Raw genomic sequence first — 15014 nt, forward strand, 5'->3', positions numbered from 1 at the left:
GATCATAACGAGCGGAAGCTAACACATTTCGCCTGGACTGTATAGCGTGCAAATGAGGCTACAACTCCTCCACCTGCACGTCGCTTACTTCCAGCTCAGGACGCTCAGATACCAGCCAGGATTCGAGCTCCTGCAGTATCTGCTTCGCGCGGGCAACACTGGGGGCGACGGTCACGAAGCAAAGCTCGGCATCCATGGGCTGATCGTGCAGTTCGCTCTCAGTACAGGCGACGTTGAACCGGTTGCGCGCCCGGGAGAGCACACTCTTTACGATGGCGCGCTTCTCTTTGAGCGTGCGGCTTGGCAGTAACAGCCTCATCTGCAACAGTGCCACATGCATGTATCCTCCCTTCATCTTCAACAGGCCGCGAAGATCTGACAGCCCCTTCTATTCGAACTTCAGGATTCTACCATACCGGGCGCGCGGACAGGGGGGCTGACCGTATACTGGCGCACGGGACGCGAACGATCTAGTTACTGTTGTCTTGCCGGCGCAACTTAAGCTAAACTGCGCAGTGCCAAAAACGGGGCGCCATGCACTAGATATCGCCTTACCCCCCTCGCCCAGGTTTTGTTTCTCTCAGATTTTCTTCGTGGCAGAGGGTTTGGCCTTTTAGTTTTGGCTTGCCCGCAACCGGCAAAAGGTGTATCCATGCTGTCCCGCTAAAGCGGACTAGATAAACGCACAATCCGAAGGAGAAGAAGATGGGCATCCTCGCCAACACAGTAAGCGTCTGCCATTTCAAGGTCCAAGGAGAACTCCCGACCCAGGACCTCTACACCTGGGTCACCAAACAACTGGCGGCGAACCGCTTCAATCCGATCGACCAGGGAAGCGAAGAAATGTCGATCGGCTGGGTCCACCTGGACGACCCGAAAGCAAGCGACTTCGAGACCCCCGCGGCCTGCTGCCGCGAGCACTACCTCATGTTCACCCTGCGCCGCGACAAGCGCTCGGTCCCCTCGGCCATCCTGAAGGCACACCTGGAGAAGGCGCAGGACGAGTTCCTCGCGGAGAACCCCGGCTTCACCAAGGTCCCCAAGCAGAAGCGGGAGGACCTGAAGGAAGCGGTGCAGGCGATGCTCCTTTCGCAGACGCTCCCGACCCCGGCCACCTACGACGCTGTGTGGGACACCAGAAGCGGCATCCTCACCTTCACCTCGCTTTCCCCGAAGGTCATCGAACTCTTCGAGGAGCAGTTCAAGAAGACCTTCGAAGGGCTTCGCGTCTCCGCGTTCCACCCCTACGCCCGCGCCGAGAACGTTCTGGACGAAGGGAACCAGGTGCTCCTCAAAAAGGCCAACAAGGCAGGCGGCGACAACTATTTGGAGCTGATCAAGGAGAACCAGTGGCTGGGCACGGACTTCATGCTCTGGCTCATGTACCAGACCATGAACGAGGCCTCCGAGTACAGCGTGAACCAGGAAGGTATCCTGCTGGCGAAGGAGCCGTTCGTGGCCTATCTGGACGACCGCGTGGTGTTGCTCGGCTCCGGCGAGAACGGCGCCCAGAAGATCACGGTCGCCGGGCCGCAGGACCACTTCAACGAGGTGAGAAGCGCGCTATTGAACAAGAAGCAGATCACCGAGGCGACGCTGCACCTTGAGACCGGCGACGACCACTGGAAGCTGACGCTCAAGGGCGAGCTCTTCCACCTGGCGTCCTTCAAGTCGCCGGCGGTAAAGCTGGAAAAGGACAGCAGCGTGGACGAGGCGATGGAGCGGGAGGCGGTTTTCTTCGAGAGGATGATGCTATTGGAGAAGGGGACCCAGCTTTTCGATTCGGTGTTCGCCACCTTCCTGCAGCTCAGGCTCGGCAGCGAATGGGCCGAGCAGGAGAAGGCGATCCAGAAGTGGCTCAACGTCTGCAGCTTCTGCAACGGGTCGCTCGCGTAGAGGGGGGTGTGAGGGGACTGGCTCCGCAAGGTGCCTGTCCCCCTTGCCTCCAGGTTGACCCCCTCCCAACCTCCCCCCTCCGGGGGGAGGAGCTCCTGTGACTCTCTCGTCTAGATCTTCCCTACGATGCGGCCGCCGCCCAGGAGTTCGTCGTCCCGGTAGAAGACCACGGACTGCCCCGGCGTCACCGACTTCTGCGGCTCGGCAAAGAAAACCTCGCCCAGCCCCTCGCCCAAAAGCTTGACCCGGCACTCTATCGGTTGCTGCCGGTAGCGGATCTTGCAGGTCGTCTCGAAGGTCTCCCCCTCTACCGGCACCACCCAATTCAGGTCGCAGGCCACGAGCCCCGAGGCAAAGAGCTGTCCGACTTCGCCGACCACCACCCTCCCCTCCAGCGCATCGATCGACACCACGTAAAGAGGCTCCTTCCAGGCGACGCCTAGCCCACGCCTCTGGCCGATGGTGTACCGGTGGGTGCCGCTGTGCCTTCCCAGCACGGTCCCGTCGATATGGACGATGTCGCCGCTTTTCCCCGCGACTCGCCCCCCCTTTTCCAGGAAGGCTACGTAGTCGTCGCCGGGAACGAAGCAGATCTCCTGGCTGTCGCTCTTTTGCGCCACCGGGAGCCCGAACTTTTCCGCAAGCCTGCGCACCTCGTCCTTGCTCGGCATGCCACCCAGCGGGAAGACCACATGGGAGAGCTGCCTTTGGGTCAGCGTGTAGAGGAAGTAGGACTGGTCCTTGGCGAGAAAAGCCGCTTTGAGCAGGTGATAGCTACCGCCATCGTCCCTGCTGGTCCTCACGTAATGGCCGGTCGCCAGGTACTCCGCCCCCAGTTCCAGCGCCTTGTCCAACAAAAGCCCGAACTTGACGTAGCGGTTGCAGCGGACACACGGGTTGGGGGTCTCGCCCCCCAGGTACTGCGCGCGGAAGTCGTCCATGATGAGGCGCGAGAATTGCTCCTCCAGATGCACCAGGTGGAATTCGATCCCCAGGTACTCGGCGACGATCTGCGCGTCCCCCTTGGCCTGCGGGTCCTCGCCGTCGCGCGCAAAGAGCTTCATATTGATACCGATCACCTCCGCACCCTGCTCTTTGAGGAGGGCGGCGACCGTGGACGAATCAACTCCGCCGCTCATGGCGACGGCTACTTTCTTGCCTTTAAAATTCCCTGACATAACATCTCCGTTTGCTTTACTACAGGCGCATCCATAGTTGACCAATTCGCTCTCCCATGGCAACTGTTTTTATCAAACAGTGCCGCTCCCCTTGCCAGTCAGAGGAACAGATGAAAAAAGGGCCAGAAAGTTCCGGCTACACAACAATTTGCTGTTGTTATCTTTCCGGCACTTGCTTTAAACTGTCGAGTGGCTCGAATCCTTGCTCAGGAGAACCGCTATGCCCTTATCGCTCACCATCAGGCGCCTGTTGACCAACCAGCCGATAGATCTGCCGGTCTTCCACCCGGTGGCGCTGAGGCTGCAGCACCTCCTTGCGACCCCGGACTTCTCGATGGCCCAGGTAGTCACGCTGGCCAACGAGGATCAGTCGCTGGCGGGACAGATCCTGAAGATGGCCAACTCCACCATGTACATCGGGCGTGTCCGCACCGAGACCATCAAGGACGCGGTAATCAGGCTAGGCGCCCAGCAGGTGTGCAACCTGGCGATGGCGGCTTCGCAGGCAGGGCTCCATGTATCGGACAACCGCGTCATCAACGGATTCATGCAGTCGCTTTGGCTGCACAGCCATGCCTGCGCCATGGGAAGCCGCTGGCTGGCCCGCAGCGCCGGCTATCCGCAGCACGCGGACCAGGCGTACATGGGGGGGCTTTTACACGACATAGGGAAGCTCTACCTGCTGAAATCACTGGAGCGGCTGAACCAGTCGGGTGTGGCGCAAGCCGCGCTGGAGGATGACCTGCTGCTGGAGATTTTCGAGGAACTGCACGTGGAGCAGGGGTGCCGCCTGATGGAGCACTGGAACATGCCGAAGGTGTACTACAACGTAGTGGCCAACCATCACGACGAGAATTTCGAGACCACGGACATCGTGTTGACGGCGGTGCGGCTGGTGAACAAGGCATGCAAGCTGAAGGGAATCGGGCTTGTCGTCGACCCGACCATCGATCTCGAAAGCGAGCCGGAAGCCGCGCTTTTGCAGTTGACGCCGGAAGAGATAGACGAGCTCATGGAAGTCCTGGACGACTCCCAGGAGCTGTCGCTGTAAAAAGGGGCTCTGCCTCTCCCCGCATTTGCTGGTATTCCAGTATTATCGGCAGGTCCGCGTCGGCCCACTCCAGTTCCAGCATCTTCGCGGGAAGGAGCCATCTCACCTCGGAGTGCTCGTAAAGGGTGATCTCGCCGGAAGCGATGCGGCAAAGGTAGGGATACAAGGTCACGTCGAAGCTGGGGTAGCTGTGGGTGGCCGGCGTCAGCGCCTGTCCCACCTCTACCTCCACGCCCATTTCCTCGACCATCTCGCGCTTCAAACACTCCTCGCGCCCCTCGCCGGGCTCGATCTTCCCCCCCGGGAATTCCCACTTGAGAGGCAGGTTCATCGAGGCGCTCCTGAGCGCCGACAGCACCAGCCCGTCCCGCTCAACGATGGCGCAGGCGACATGCACGTGTCTTCTCTGTTCTTCTGTATGGCTCATTCGTAGTGCCTCTGTCAGCTCACCAGCCTGGCTCTTCGCTGCATTCATCGAGCGGCGTAGCCAGACCTTCCAGGATCGACTCGCGCATGCCGTTCACTCCCAGCCAGCCACTCCTCCTCAGTGAGAGAAATAGCGTTTCCCAGCTTTCCAGTGATGCACATCGGCTCGTGGGACTCAGCGGCTTCATCGATCAACTTGTAGATATTGGCTCTGGCTGCAGTGGGGGAAACTGTTTTCATCGCACGCTCCTCGGGCGAAAACCTACGCGAAGGGGGAGTTGCGGTCAAGGATTATTAGCGGCCCGCGCCTACCCCAGCGTCTTCTTGAACCTGAGGACGGCGGTGGAGAGGATGGTGACGCCGATCAGGAGCAGCGCCGCCATCTGCGGCCAAAGGATGTCGACGCCGACTCCCTTCTGGAAGATGGCGCGGATGATGACCAGGAAAAAGCGCATGGGGTTCACCAGGGTGAACCACTGCACGATTTGGGGCATGCTCTCGATGGGAAAGGCGAACCCGGAGAGGAGGATGGCGGGAAAAAGAACGAAGAAGGCGCTCATCATCGCCTGCTGCTGGGTGCGGCTGATGGTGGAGATGAGCAGCCCGATACCCAGCGAACTCATCAGGAAGAGGGCGGTGGCTAAGTAGAGAAGCGGTATGGAGCCGCGCAGCGGCACCTCGAACCAGAACACCGCGACCAGCGAAATGATCGTCACGTTGATGAAGCCGATGAGGATGAAAGGGATGCTCTTGCCCAGGATGAACTCCCCCTTCCCTATCGGGGTCACTATCACCTGCTCGATGGTCCCGATCTCCTTCTCGCGCACCACGGCCATGCTGGAGAGAAGCATGGTGATGATGAAGACGATGTTGGTGATGACCGCGGGGACGTAGTAGTTGCGGCTTTCCAGATTCTCGTTGAACCAGGCGCGGCTCACCAGTTCGACTCCCCCGGGAAAAGTCCGCACTCCGCCGTGGCGCGCGCCCCACTCCTCTTGCAGGCGAGCGTTGTATCCCCCGACGATCCTTGAGGCGTAGTTGAGCGCGATGCCGGCGGTGTTGGAGTCGGTTCCATCCAGGATCATCTGCAGTTGCGCCCCCCTCCCCCCGACGAGCCGCTCGCTTAAGCCCCGGTTCATCCTGAGCACCGCCTTCACCTCGCCTCGGTCGATCAGCTCCTGGGCCTTCTTGTCGTCGTAGACCCGGGCCTCAAGCCGGAAGTAACCCGACTTGACGAACAGGTCCGCTATCTCCCGGCTCTGGCTGCTGTTGTCGAGATCGTAGACGGCGGTCGCCACCTCGCGCACGTCGGTATTCACCGCGTAGCCGAAGATGAGGGTCTGCACCACCGGGATCACGAACATCACGAAGCGCATGCGCGGGTCGCGCAGCACCTGGATGAATTCCTTGACCAGCATGGCTTTCAGCCGTTCGATCACGCTCGCCCCCTCACTCGATCTTCTTGCGCAGCTTGTGGTGCGCCAGGGTGAGCACCAGCGCGGCGAAGGCCAAAAGAAAGAGCGCCTCGCCGACGAGAAGCCTAAGCCCCAGCCCCTTCAGATAGATGCCGCGCAAGAGGGTGACGAAATAGCGCGCGGTGATGACGTGGGTGAAGAGCTGGATCGGGTACGGCATGTTGGCGATGGGGAAGACGAACCCCGAAAGCAGGAAGGCGGGGAGCATGGTGGCCACGAGCGCGATCTGGCTGGAGAGGAACTGGCTCTTGGTGACGATGCTGATCAGCATCCCCAGAGAAAGGGCGCCGGCCAGGAAGACGGAACAGGAGGCGAAGATGAGCCAGAGTTGCCCGCGCATCGGGATGTCGAAGACGAACTCCCCGACGAGAATGGCGAGCAAAAGGTCGAGCATGCCGATGCAGAAGTAGGGGATCAGCTTCCCCAGGATCAGCTCGCCGCGGGTCACCGGCGTCGCGATCAACTGCTCCATGGTCCCCACCTCCCATTCCCGCGCCACGGTGAGGGAGGTCAAAAGGGCGGCGATCACCATCATCACGACGGCGATCAGCCCGGGGAAGATGTAGTTGCGCGACTCCATGTCGCTGTTGAACCAGACCCGCGGCTCAAGATCCAGCCCCGCAGCAGGCTGAGGCAGGCCGCCCCTTCTCATGGAGTCGAGGGTCACCTGGTTGCTGTAGGAGCGGGTCACACCCTCGGCGTACCCCAGGGCATAGGAGGCGACGTTGGAATCGCTTCCGTCGATGATGGCCTGAACGGAGGAGCCGCGCCCGGAGGCTACCCCGCGGGCGAAGTCTACCGGGACCACCAGCGCGATCACCGCCCGCCGGGCCTCGATGGCCCGCTCGATCTCCCCGTAGCCCCCCGCTTCCCCTACCAGCTGGAAGTAGCGCGAGGCGCTGAAGCCGCCGATGAAGGTGCGGCTGGCGGGGGTCTGGCTCTGATCCCAGACGACGAGCGGCACGCGGTCCACGTCGAGGGTAAGCGCGTAGCCGAAGAGAAAGAGCATCACCAGCGGGATGGCGATGCCGATCCCGAGGCTCCTCCAGTCCCTAAGGACGTGCAGGAACTCCTTGCGGGCTACAGCCGAGACCCGCTTCGCCTTCACTGGCGCACTCCGTCCGCGAAGGGGGGAGCGTCGGCCGATTCGGGCTCAGGAAGGAGCAGGGGGATCTGCATCTGGAACAGGGAGCCCCCTCCCGGCGAGCTCTCCGCCCAGATGCTCCCGTCCATAAGCTCTGTCATGCGCCGGGCCAGGGTGAGCCCCAGCCCGAGACCCGGAAACGAGCGTGTAATGGAGCCGTCGGACTGGGTGAAGTCGCTGAAGACCCGCTCCAGGTCGGCCGGATCTATGCCGACGCCGGTGTCGGCGACGGAGAATTGCAGCATCTGCTCTCCCGCCACCTCCTGGAGATGCACTTCCAGCGATACCTTGCCGGCCGTGGTGAACTTGACGGCGTTTCCCAGCAGCATGGTAAGGACCTTGTGCAGCATCGCCTGGTCGCTGCTGACCGCCTCGGGAAGGGCAGGATCGAGGGTCACCATGAAATCGAGCCCCTTGCCCTCAGCCTGCGTCCGGGCCTCCATGGCAACGGTGTCCAGGAAGGCCTTGAGCAGGAAGGGGCGGTACTCGGGAGCGGTCCCCTCCCCTTCGAGCCTGCTGGTCTCGATCAGGTCCTCGACGATTCCCAAAAGGCGCAGCGCGGATTTCTGCACCATGGTCAGGTACTTCCGCTTGTTGTCGTCCTCCTCGCTGTCGAGAACCAGGTCGGTCATGCCGATGATGGGGGTGAGCGGGGTGCGCAACTCGTGGCTCACGCTTCTCAGGAATTCCTTCTTGGCGCGGTCGGCGGCGCTGGCGAGCGTCTCCAGAAGGTCCCGGTACCTTTTCAGCTCCAGATGGTTCTTCACCCGGGCGCGCACGATGTGGGGGGAGATCGGCTTGGTGAGGTAATCTATCGCGCCGAGTTCCAGCCCCTTGATCTCCTCCTCCTCGCCGATCATGGCGGTGACGAAGATGATCGGGATGTCGCGGGTGGCGGGGTCTCCCTTCAGGATGGAGCAGAGTTCATAGCCGTCCATCCCGGGCATCATGATGTCCAAAAGGATCAGGTCCGGCTTGTCGGCGCGGATCAGTTCCAGGGCATCCGCCCCGCTGGTGGCGAAGAAAAGTTCGTACTCCTCCCCGAGTGTCTCGCTGAGGATCTCGATATTGGCAGGGGTATCATCGACGATCATGACCGTCTGGCGTTTCATAGGCTCTCCCTTTGTTCCGAGTGCGGCTCCTGCCTGTCCGCCGGGAAGGCGGATAGAAGTTGCCGTGCCTTTCTGAAATCAAGTCTTTCCAGGCAGCGTTCCAGCGCCTGGATTTCTTCGGCGAAGCCGCCCGCAGGGACCGCACCGCAAAACTTCTCGAACTGCCGCTTCGCGTCCAGGCTGTTCTTGGCAAGGAGCCGCTCCAGCTTCGCCTTCTCGGCGGCGAGCTTCGCCGGCTCGAAGCTACCCGCCGCGGCAGCCGGTTTCCTGCGCCGGACAGCTTTCTGCGGCGGCCACGGTTCGACCTCCGGCCACAGCTCGCCGGAGCGCGCCAGCACCCGTACCAGTATGTCGAGGAGAGAGGAGGGACGCGCCGGAGCGCAAAGGACCGCCGCCACACCCCACTCGTCCGCCTGCTGCCGCACCGTCTCCAAATGCTCCCGACTCACGGTGGCAAGAACGGGAAGCAGGCTGCGGTACCGGCTCCAGATGCCGCGGCAGATCTTCTCCATGCCGTCGAGTCCGGCCGTCGCTTCGTCGACCACCAGCAGGTCGAAGGGAGGGTCCTCCGGCGGAGCCTTGTCCTTAAGCGCGGCGAGTGCCTGGGGCAGGCTCTCCGCGTATTCAAGCGCAAGGGGCATTCCTTCGGTGATCTCCTCGATGCCGGCGCGCACCTCCTGGTCGCGCTCGACTACCAGCACCCTGAGGTCCGGCAGCTCCTGTTCCCGCGGTTGGGCGACGGGGTTGACGGCGTCGGGAAAGGCAAGGGGGACGGTGAAGGAGAAGCTGCTGCCGGAGCCGGGGACGCTCTCCACCTGCAGTTCCCCCCGCATCAGCTCCACCAGCTGGCGGCTGATGGAAAGCCCGAGTCCCGTACCGCCGTAGCGGCGCGTAGTGGAGCTGTCCGCCTGGGTGAAGGGGGTGAAGATCTTTCCCATCTGCTCGGGTGCTATGCCGATGCCGGTGTCCTGGACGCAGAAGTGGACCTCGACCTCTTCCTCCTCGCGCCGCAGCGGCTTGATGGCGACCACCACCTCTCCCTTTTCGGTGAATTTCACCGCGTTGGCGATGAGATTGTTCAGCACCTGTGTCAGGCGCAGCGGGTCCCCCACCAGCTTCTTGGGGAGATCGGGAGCAAGCCGGACCCGGAATTCGATCCCCTTTTCCTGGGCCTTGGACTGGTGCATGTCGGAGATGTTTCCCAGTACCTCGTACAGGTTCAGCTCCGTCTTCTCCAGTTCCAGCTTCCCGGCCTCCATCTTTGAGAAGTCGAGGATGTCGTTGATGATGTTCAACAGGGTCCTGCTCGACGAACCTATCTTTTCCAGGTAGCCGCGCTGCTTTCTGTCGAGCTCGGTCTTAAGCGCCAGCCGGCTCAACCCCATGACGGCGTTAAGCGGGGTGCGGATCTCGTGCCCCATGTTGGCCAGGAACTGGCTTTTGGCGCGGCTGGCCGCCTGCACCAGGTCTCGTTCGCGGCGCAGCTCCTCGGCCTCCCTGTTGGCGGTTACGTCCTCGATGATGCCGGCCAGGTACTTGGGCTCCCCCTTGGGACCGCATACCAGCGACTTGGTGAGGTTGACCCAGACCGGGGTGTCGTCATGCCTCAACTGGCGGATCTCGATGCTGTAGTTGTCGATCTCCCGGCTCAAAAGCCGCGCGGCCTGCCGCTGCTCGGCCTCCCGGTCGTCGGGATGGATGGTCTGCTCCAGGGACCAGCCCAAGAGCTCCTCCTGCTCATAACCCAGGATGTCGCAAAAGCGCCTGTTGATGCGGATTAGCTCTCCGCTCAGGGCGAGGTGGCAGATCCCTACCGCCGCCTGCTCGAAGATGCTGCGGAACCGCTCCTCGCTCTCCCTCAACTGCTCCTCGGCGCGCTTTCTGAAGGTGATGTCGGTCAGTACGCCGAGCAGGCCATAGACACGGTCGTTGTCGTCCCGAAGGGGGATGAGAGCCTTGCTGATCCAAGCGCCGTCCCTCTCGCGCTGCTCGTCCCGCTCCACCGCGGCTCCGCCCGCCATGACCTTGCCGTCGTCCTCCTGGCGCTTTTTGGCCAACTCGGGAGCGAAGAGGTCGTAGTCGGTCTTTCCGAACACGTCGGAGGGCTCGACGCCGAGATCGCGGGCGAAGCTGGAGTTGCAGGAGAGGTAGACGGAGTTGCAGTCCTTAAGGAATATGCGCTGCGGCAGGTTCTCGATCAGCCCGCGGTAGCGCTTCTCGAAGAAGAGGGCGTTCTCCGCTTCCTTTTGCTCGCTCACGTCCTGGACCACGCTCACCACGCGAAGCGCGGCGCCGGAATCGTCCCTGAACACCTCCCCCACCTCGAAAAGGAAGGACTCCTTCCCGCCGGGGCGCTCTACCGAGTATTCCACGGCGAAGGAATCCCTCCCGGCCAGCGCCTCCTCGACCGCGGCGGCCAAGGCGTCCTTGCCGTACTCGGGAAGAATAGCCAGCAGACCGTCGTAGTTGTCCGGCGCCTCGTCAAGCGGGACCGAGAAGATGCGGCAGAGCTCTTCCGAGCAGTCCAGCCTGCCGCTGGCGAGGTCCAGGTCCCAGCTCCCGATGCGGGCGATGCGCTGCGAGATGCGGAGCTGCTCCTCGCTGCGCCGGACCGCGTCGTCCGATTGCTGCCGCCATTTAAGGCGCATGCCGTGCAGCGCCGCGATGGAGAGCACTATCACCGACGCCAAGAGCGAATGCCGCTCATGAAGGGCAAGGGCGCAGACGAACAGCAACACCCCCCCGCAGAGAAACAAGGCCATCCTGCTTTTGGTATGTGGAATTGCGGGAGATTCCCGGAAATGCATCTGTCACCTGTGGAAATGGAGGTTCAATCGCCCTTGGGCGGGCGGCCGGGCTGCCTTTTGGAGGCTTTAGCGGCAGCGGCTGCAATGGATTTGCTGCAGTATCTCTTTATCGGGCCGGAGCCCGGAAACATTAGGGATAATTATGAGCTAGCGGCGCGCCCCTGCGCCTGCATGAAGGAGACGAACAGGTCTTCCAGCGACGGCGTGATGCGCTCCATCCTGAGATCCAGGTCGGGGAGCTCCCGGCCGATGGCGGCGATGGTCTGCTCGGCGTTTTCCACCGCCAGGTGCAGCCCGGCCCCGAAAAGCGCCGAACTCTTCACCCCCGGCAGGGACTCGACCCGCTGCAAAAGCTCAAAGGGGCGCTCGCAGCCGATCTCGACGATCTGGCCGGGAAAGCCTGCTTTGAGTTCGGCAGGGGTCCCCAGGGCGATCAGCTCTCCGCCGAAGATGAAGCCCAAGCGGTCGCAGCATTCGGCCTCTTCCATGTAATGGGTGGTGACGAAGATGGTGACCCCCTCGCCGGAGAGCCGGTAGATCAGCTCCCAGAAGCTCCGCCTGCTGATGGGATCGACCCCGGAGGTCGGCTCGTCCAGGAAAACGATGGGGGGCTCGTGCAGGACGGCGCACCCCAGGGCGAGCCGCTGTTTCCATCCTCCGGAAAGGGCCTGGGCGCGGGTCCCTCGCTGCTCGGCGAGCCCGGCCATCTCGATGACCCACTCCTTGCGCTCGGCTTTCTTCCCGGCAGGGATGCGGTAGATGCCGCTGTAAAAGTCGATGTTCTCCTCGACGGTCAGCTCCTCGTAGAGGGAGAACTTCTGGCTCATGTACCCTATCTGGTTCTTGATCTGTTCCGATTGGGTGGCGATGTCGTAGCCGGCCACGGTCCCGCTGCCGGAGCTGGGAGGGAGGATGCCGCAGAGCATCCTGATGGTGGTGGATTTGCCGGCGCCGTTGGGCCCCAAAAAGCCGAAGATCTCCCCCCGCGCCACGTCGAGGGTGACCCGGTCCACGGCGGTAAAGTCGCCGAAGCGCCTGGTCAGTTCATGCAGGCTGACCTGCGCTTCCGGGGATTCCCCAGTTGTAGTGGCGTTGGCACCGTTCATTTATTCGACTTCTCCTCAAAGGCCCCGCCGGAGGGACCGCCCCCGGCAGATCCGGCAGATCCGACAGATCGACAAAAGCTTCAGCGCAAAAGCGAGACGAAGAGGTCCTCCAGGGACGGCTCGACTTGCCTCACCCGGGGGGCTTCCAGCCCCGCCTTTTTGAGGCTCGCGATGGCCCGCTCCCTCGCCTCTTCCGGATCGTCGGCGTAGTACAGATGCAGCTTCTCGCCGAAAAGCGCCACGCTCCCGGAAGGAAAATCGGCGGAGAGAAGCCGCACGGCGCGGCGCGGCTCCTCGGTGGTGAATTCCAGCACGCCTCCCGTCATGAGCCCCTTGAGCCCCTTGGGGGTGTCGCAGGCCAAGAGCCTGCCGCGATGCATGAGGCCCACCCTGTGGCAGCGCTCCGCCTCGTCCAGGTACGCGGTTGCAACGAGGATGGTCACCCCCTCCCCCAAAAGGCCGTGCAGGATGCGCCAGAAGTCGCGGCGCGAGACGGGGTCGACGCCGTTGGTCGGCTCGTCCAGGAAAAGCACCCGCGGACGATGCACCAGCGCGCAGGCAAGCCCGAGCTTCTGCTTCATCCCGCCGGAGAGCTTGCCGGCGAGCCTCTCTTTGAAGGGGGTGAGGTTGCTGAACCCCAAAAGCTCGTCGATGCGGCCCCCCCGTTCGCGTGCGGGAATCATGTGGATGTCGGCGTAGAAGCGGAGGTTCTCCAGCACCGTCAGGTCCGGGTAGAGCCCGAAGCGCTGGCTCATGTAGCCGATGTCGCCGCGCACTTCCTCGGCCTCTTGCGCCATGTTCCGCCCAAGGACCAGGGTCTCGCCGCCGGTGGGATCCATGATGCCGGCCAGCATCCTCAGGGTGGTGGTCTTGCCGGCGCCGTCGGAGCCGACCAGGCCGAAAAGCTCGCCACTCTTTACGCCGAGCGAGAGTTCCTCAACCGCGGTCACCTTGCCGAAGCGTTTTTGCAGCGCGTTGGTTTTGATCGCCTCGCTTGGCGCCATCTCTTCCCCCTGTCAGCGCGCCGGTTGTGCGCCCAGGTCTATCACGGCATCAGCCGGCATCCCCGGTTTCAGTTCCATCCCCGGGTTGGCCAAAGAGATCTTCACCCGGTACACGAGCTTCACCCGCTCCTTCTCGGTCTGCACGCTCTTGGGGGTGAATTCCGCCTGGCTGGATATGAAGCTCACCCTTCCCTCGAAGGCCTTGCCTGGAAGCCCGTCCGCCGTCACCCGCGCCCTTTGCCCCAGCTTGACCCGCGCCAGTTCCGTCTCGGGTATGTATCCCTTGAGCCAGCAATCCTTAAGGTCGCCGAGCGTGACCACGGGGGTCCCCGCAGCCACCTGTTCGCCCGGCTCGATCGATTTGTTGAGCACCACACCGGAGATGGGCGCCGCCAAGGTGGCGTACCCCAGCCGCTCCTTTGCCGTGGATACCCGCGCCAGCGCCCCTTCATGTGCGGCACGGGCGGCTTGCAGGCGCTCGGGCCGCGCCCCCTTGCGCAAAAGCGCAAGCGCTTCCCTGCGCTCGCGCACAGACGCCCTGGCCCCCTCGTAGGCCGCCTTGGCGGCGTCGAACTGCTGCCTCGGGATGACCTCCCTGGCGAGGAGGGCCCTGCTCCTTTCGTAATCGGCCGTCACCTGCGCGGCTTGGGCCTCGGCGCGCGCCAGAAGCGCCGCTCCCTGGGCCACCTCTTCCCTGCGGTTGCCGGCTTCCAGTTCCGCCAGCGAAGCGGCGGAGGCAGCCTCATCCGCCTGCGCGAGCTTCAGCGCATCGGCGAGCTCGCGCTCTTCCAGGCGCGCCACGACCTGTCCGCGGGCAACCTGCAGACCCTCGTCGACCAGCCGCTCCAGGACCCGGCCGGAAGTCTTGAAGCTCAGTTGCACCTCGGTAAGTTCGACGTTCCCAGAGATGCGCAGCGCCGCGGAGTTCTCCCCGTCCCGGTGATGGCGAAGGTAGAAAACAACCGCCACCACCACTGCCACCAGCAATGCCGCAATAATCCCCTTGTTTTTCACAGGCACCTCCAATGATTTAGAACTTATAGCATCAGAATGTTTTTTTTGGAACGCTCTATGCTCTTACCCTGCTAGTTGTGCCGCAAAAGCGGCAGCGCCAATCGTCGTAAGGGGGTGAAAGACATGGGAAAAGCGGTCCTGTATGTTCGCGACGAAGAGCTTCTGGGAAGCCTAAAAAACAGGCTCAGTGAGAGGGGATATGCTGAAATAATAGCTTCAGGCAGCGCCGGCGAGCTTTTGGTGGACGCCTTGGAGCAGCGCCCCGAGGTGGCCGTAATCGAGTATGCCGACGGCGACCAGGAGATAGGAGCTACGGTGAAGCGGCTCTGGGACAAGCTAGGCATCCCGATCATCATGGTCGCGCAGAGCTGCGACCTTCAGGAGGTGCAGGAGTGGGGCGAGTCGCTGGTTTCCACCATCCTGGCGAAGCCGGTGCGGGAAGAGGAGCTGGTGGCGGCGCTGGTCCTCTCGGTCGCGGCGGCGCGCCGGGTGGAGCGGCTCAAGGAAGAAGTCTCCACGCTGAAAGAGAGCATCGAGAGCAGGAAGGTGATCGAGAAGGCCAAGGGACGCCTGATGGAACGGGACAAGCTCTCGGAGGCCGAGGCTTTCCGGAGGATGCAAAGGCTCGCCATGGATCGCAGGATTTCCATGCGCCAGTTGGCGGACGCGATCCTCTTGACCGACAGTATCGGGGGGTGAAGCTTTCTGGTTGACACATCGCCAGTCATTACCTATATTCCACAAAGTGTAAAGGGGAGTAGCAATCGGTTACCACGGCAACCGACCTGTGTTCGTCAAGAC

At 62.6% G+C, this 15014-nt stretch carries 14 protein-coding genes; 3 read left to right on the plus strand and 11 right to left on the minus strand.

The features are described from left to right. Nucleotides 1-58 precede the first annotated feature (58 nt). The gene (locus tag K419_RS0105785; protein ID WP_026840747.1) at nt 59-340 is read right to left on the minus strand and encodes a DUF503 domain-containing protein; all 282 of its coding nucleotides are present in this window, start codon (nt 338-340) and stop codon (nt 59-61) included. A 365-nt stretch (nt 341-705) separates the two neighbouring features. Between K419_RS0105785 and rdgC the strand changes: the two genes are divergently transcribed. Further along, nucleotides 706-1896, plus strand: coding sequence for a recombination-associated protein RdgC (gene rdgC, locus K419_RS0105790; RefSeq protein ID WP_026840748.1), 1191 nt, complete (start codon nt 706-708; stop codon nt 1894-1896). Between the two features lie 110 nt (nt 1897-2006). Here rdgC and mnmA read toward each other — a convergent pair whose 3' ends face one another. Then, nucleotides 2007-3074 carry a tRNA 2-thiouridine(34) synthase MnmA gene (mnmA, locus tag K419_RS0105795; RefSeq protein ID WP_026840749.1) on the minus strand — a complete coding sequence of 356 codons (1068 nt, stop codon included), beginning with the start codon at nt 3072-3074 and terminating at the stop codon, nt 2007-2009. Between the two features lie 220 nt (nt 3075-3294). Here mnmA and K419_RS0105800 point away from each other — a divergent pair, with 220 nt between their 5' ends. Next, nucleotides 3295-4125 carry an HDOD domain-containing protein gene (locus tag K419_RS0105800; RefSeq protein WP_026840750.1) on the plus strand — a complete coding sequence of 277 codons (831 nt, stop codon included), beginning with the start codon at nt 3295-3297 and terminating at the stop codon, nt 4123-4125. Here K419_RS0105800 and K419_RS21660 read toward each other — a convergent pair. The 9 genes from K419_RS21660 to K419_RS0105845 form a co-directional block, all read right to left on the minus strand. Next, complete coding sequence (locus tag K419_RS21660) at nt 4085-4552, minus strand: (deoxy)nucleoside triphosphate pyrophosphohydrolase (RefSeq protein WP_051292890.1); 468 nt, start codon at nt 4550-4552, stop codon at nt 4085-4087. The two genes, K419_RS0105800 and K419_RS21660, sit on opposite strands and share 41 nt — an antisense overlap. Nucleotides 4553-4596: 44 nt before the next feature. Continuing rightward, the gene (locus tag K419_RS21665) at nt 4597-4791 is read right to left on the minus strand and encodes a type II toxin-antitoxin system Phd/YefM family antitoxin (protein WP_226377632.1); all 195 of its coding nucleotides are present in this window, start codon (nt 4789-4791) and stop codon (nt 4597-4599) included. Nucleotides 4792-4859: 68 nt separating this feature from the next. Beyond that, entirely contained in the window at nt 4860-5990 is a 1131-nt protein-coding gene (locus K419_RS0105815) for an ABC transporter permease (protein ID WP_026840751.1), read from the minus strand. A 10-nt stretch (nt 5991-6000) separates the two neighbouring features. Further along, the gene (locus tag K419_RS0105820; RefSeq protein ID WP_026840752.1) at nt 6001-7134 is read right to left on the minus strand and encodes an ABC transporter permease; all 1134 of its coding nucleotides are present in this window, start codon (nt 7132-7134) and stop codon (nt 6001-6003) included. Continuing rightward, nucleotides 7131-8282, minus strand: a complete 1152-nt coding sequence (locus K419_RS0105825) for a hybrid sensor histidine kinase/response regulator (protein WP_026840753.1) — start codon at nt 8280-8282, stop codon at nt 7131-7133. The genes K419_RS0105820 and K419_RS0105825 overlap by 4 nt, the downstream gene beginning before the upstream one ends. Next, complete coding sequence (locus tag K419_RS0105830) at nt 8279-11044, minus strand: PAS domain S-box protein (RefSeq protein ID WP_226377633.1); 2766 nt, start codon at nt 11042-11044, stop codon at nt 8279-8281. Before K419_RS0105830 ends, K419_RS0105825 begins: the two co-directional genes overlap by 4 nt. A 185-nt stretch (nt 11045-11229) precedes the next feature. Continuing rightward, the gene (locus K419_RS0105835; protein WP_026840755.1) at nt 11230-12195 is read right to left on the minus strand and encodes an ABC transporter ATP-binding protein; all 966 of its coding nucleotides are present in this window, start codon (nt 12193-12195) and stop codon (nt 11230-11232) included. An 80-nt stretch (nt 12196-12275) separates the two neighbouring features. Next, complete coding sequence (locus tag K419_RS0105840) at nt 12276-13199, minus strand: ABC transporter ATP-binding protein (protein WP_026840756.1); 924 nt, start codon at nt 13197-13199, stop codon at nt 12276-12278. Nucleotides 13200-13211: 12 nt separating this feature from the next. Next, nucleotides 13212-14213 carry an HlyD family secretion protein gene (locus K419_RS0105845; protein WP_026840757.1) on the minus strand — a complete coding sequence of 334 codons (1002 nt, stop codon included), beginning with the start codon at nt 14211-14213 and terminating at the stop codon, nt 13212-13214. 123 nt (nt 14214-14336) lie between these two features. Here K419_RS0105845 and K419_RS0105850 point away from each other — a divergent pair, with 123 nt between their 5' ends. Further along, a complete protein-coding gene (locus K419_RS0105850; RefSeq protein WP_026840758.1) occupies nt 14337-14912 on the plus strand; it encodes an ANTAR domain-containing response regulator in 576 nt (191 codons plus the stop codon). Nucleotides 14913-15014: the final 102 nt, after the last annotated feature.

It is taken from the genome of Citrifermentans bremense R1 (assembly GCF_000426865.1).
GTDB lineage: Bacteria > Desulfobacterota > Desulfuromonadia > Geobacterales > Geobacteraceae > Geomonas > Geomonas bremensis.

Bases quoted from the DNA above. Each gene is read 5' to 3' on its own strand.
- rdgC (WP_026840748.1), top strand. From the start codon at position 706: ATGGGCATCCTCGCCAACACAGTAAGCGTCTGCCATTTCAAGGTCCAA.
- K419_RS0105830 (WP_226377633.1), bottom strand. From the start codon at position 11,044: ATGGCCTTGTTTCTCTGCGGGGGGGTGTTGCTGTTCGTCTGCGCCCTT.
- K419_RS0105785 (WP_026840747.1), bottom strand. From the start codon at position 340: ATGCATGTGGCACTGTTGCAGATGAGGCTGTTACTGCCAAGCCGCACG.
- K419_RS0105835 (WP_026840755.1), bottom strand. From the start codon at position 12,195: ATGAACGGTGCCAACGCCACTACAACTGGGGAATCCCCGGAAGCGCAG.
- mnmA (WP_026840749.1), bottom strand. From the start codon at position 3,074: ATGTCAGGGAATTTTAAAGGCAAGAAAGTAGCCGTCGCCATGAGCGGC.
- K419_RS0105840 (WP_026840756.1), bottom strand. From the start codon at position 13,199: ATGGCGCCAAGCGAGGCGATCAAAACCAACGCGCTGCAAAAACGCTTC.
- K419_RS0105825 (WP_026840753.1), bottom strand. From the start codon at position 8,282: ATGAAACGCCAGACGGTCATGATCGTCGATGATACCCCTGCCAATATC.
- K419_RS21665 (WP_226377632.1), bottom strand. From the start codon at position 4,791: ATGAAAACAGTTTCCCCCACTGCAGCCAGAGCCAATATCTACAAGTTG.
- K419_RS0105850 (WP_026840758.1), top strand. From the start codon at position 14,337: ATGGGAAAAGCGGTCCTGTATGTTCGCGACGAAGAGCTTCTGGGAAGC.
- K419_RS21660 (WP_051292890.1), bottom strand. From the start codon at position 4,552: ATGAGCCATACAGAAGAACAGAGAAGACACGTGCATGTCGCCTGCGCC.
- K419_RS0105800 (WP_026840750.1), top strand. From the start codon at position 3,295: ATGCCCTTATCGCTCACCATCAGGCGCCTGTTGACCAACCAGCCGATA.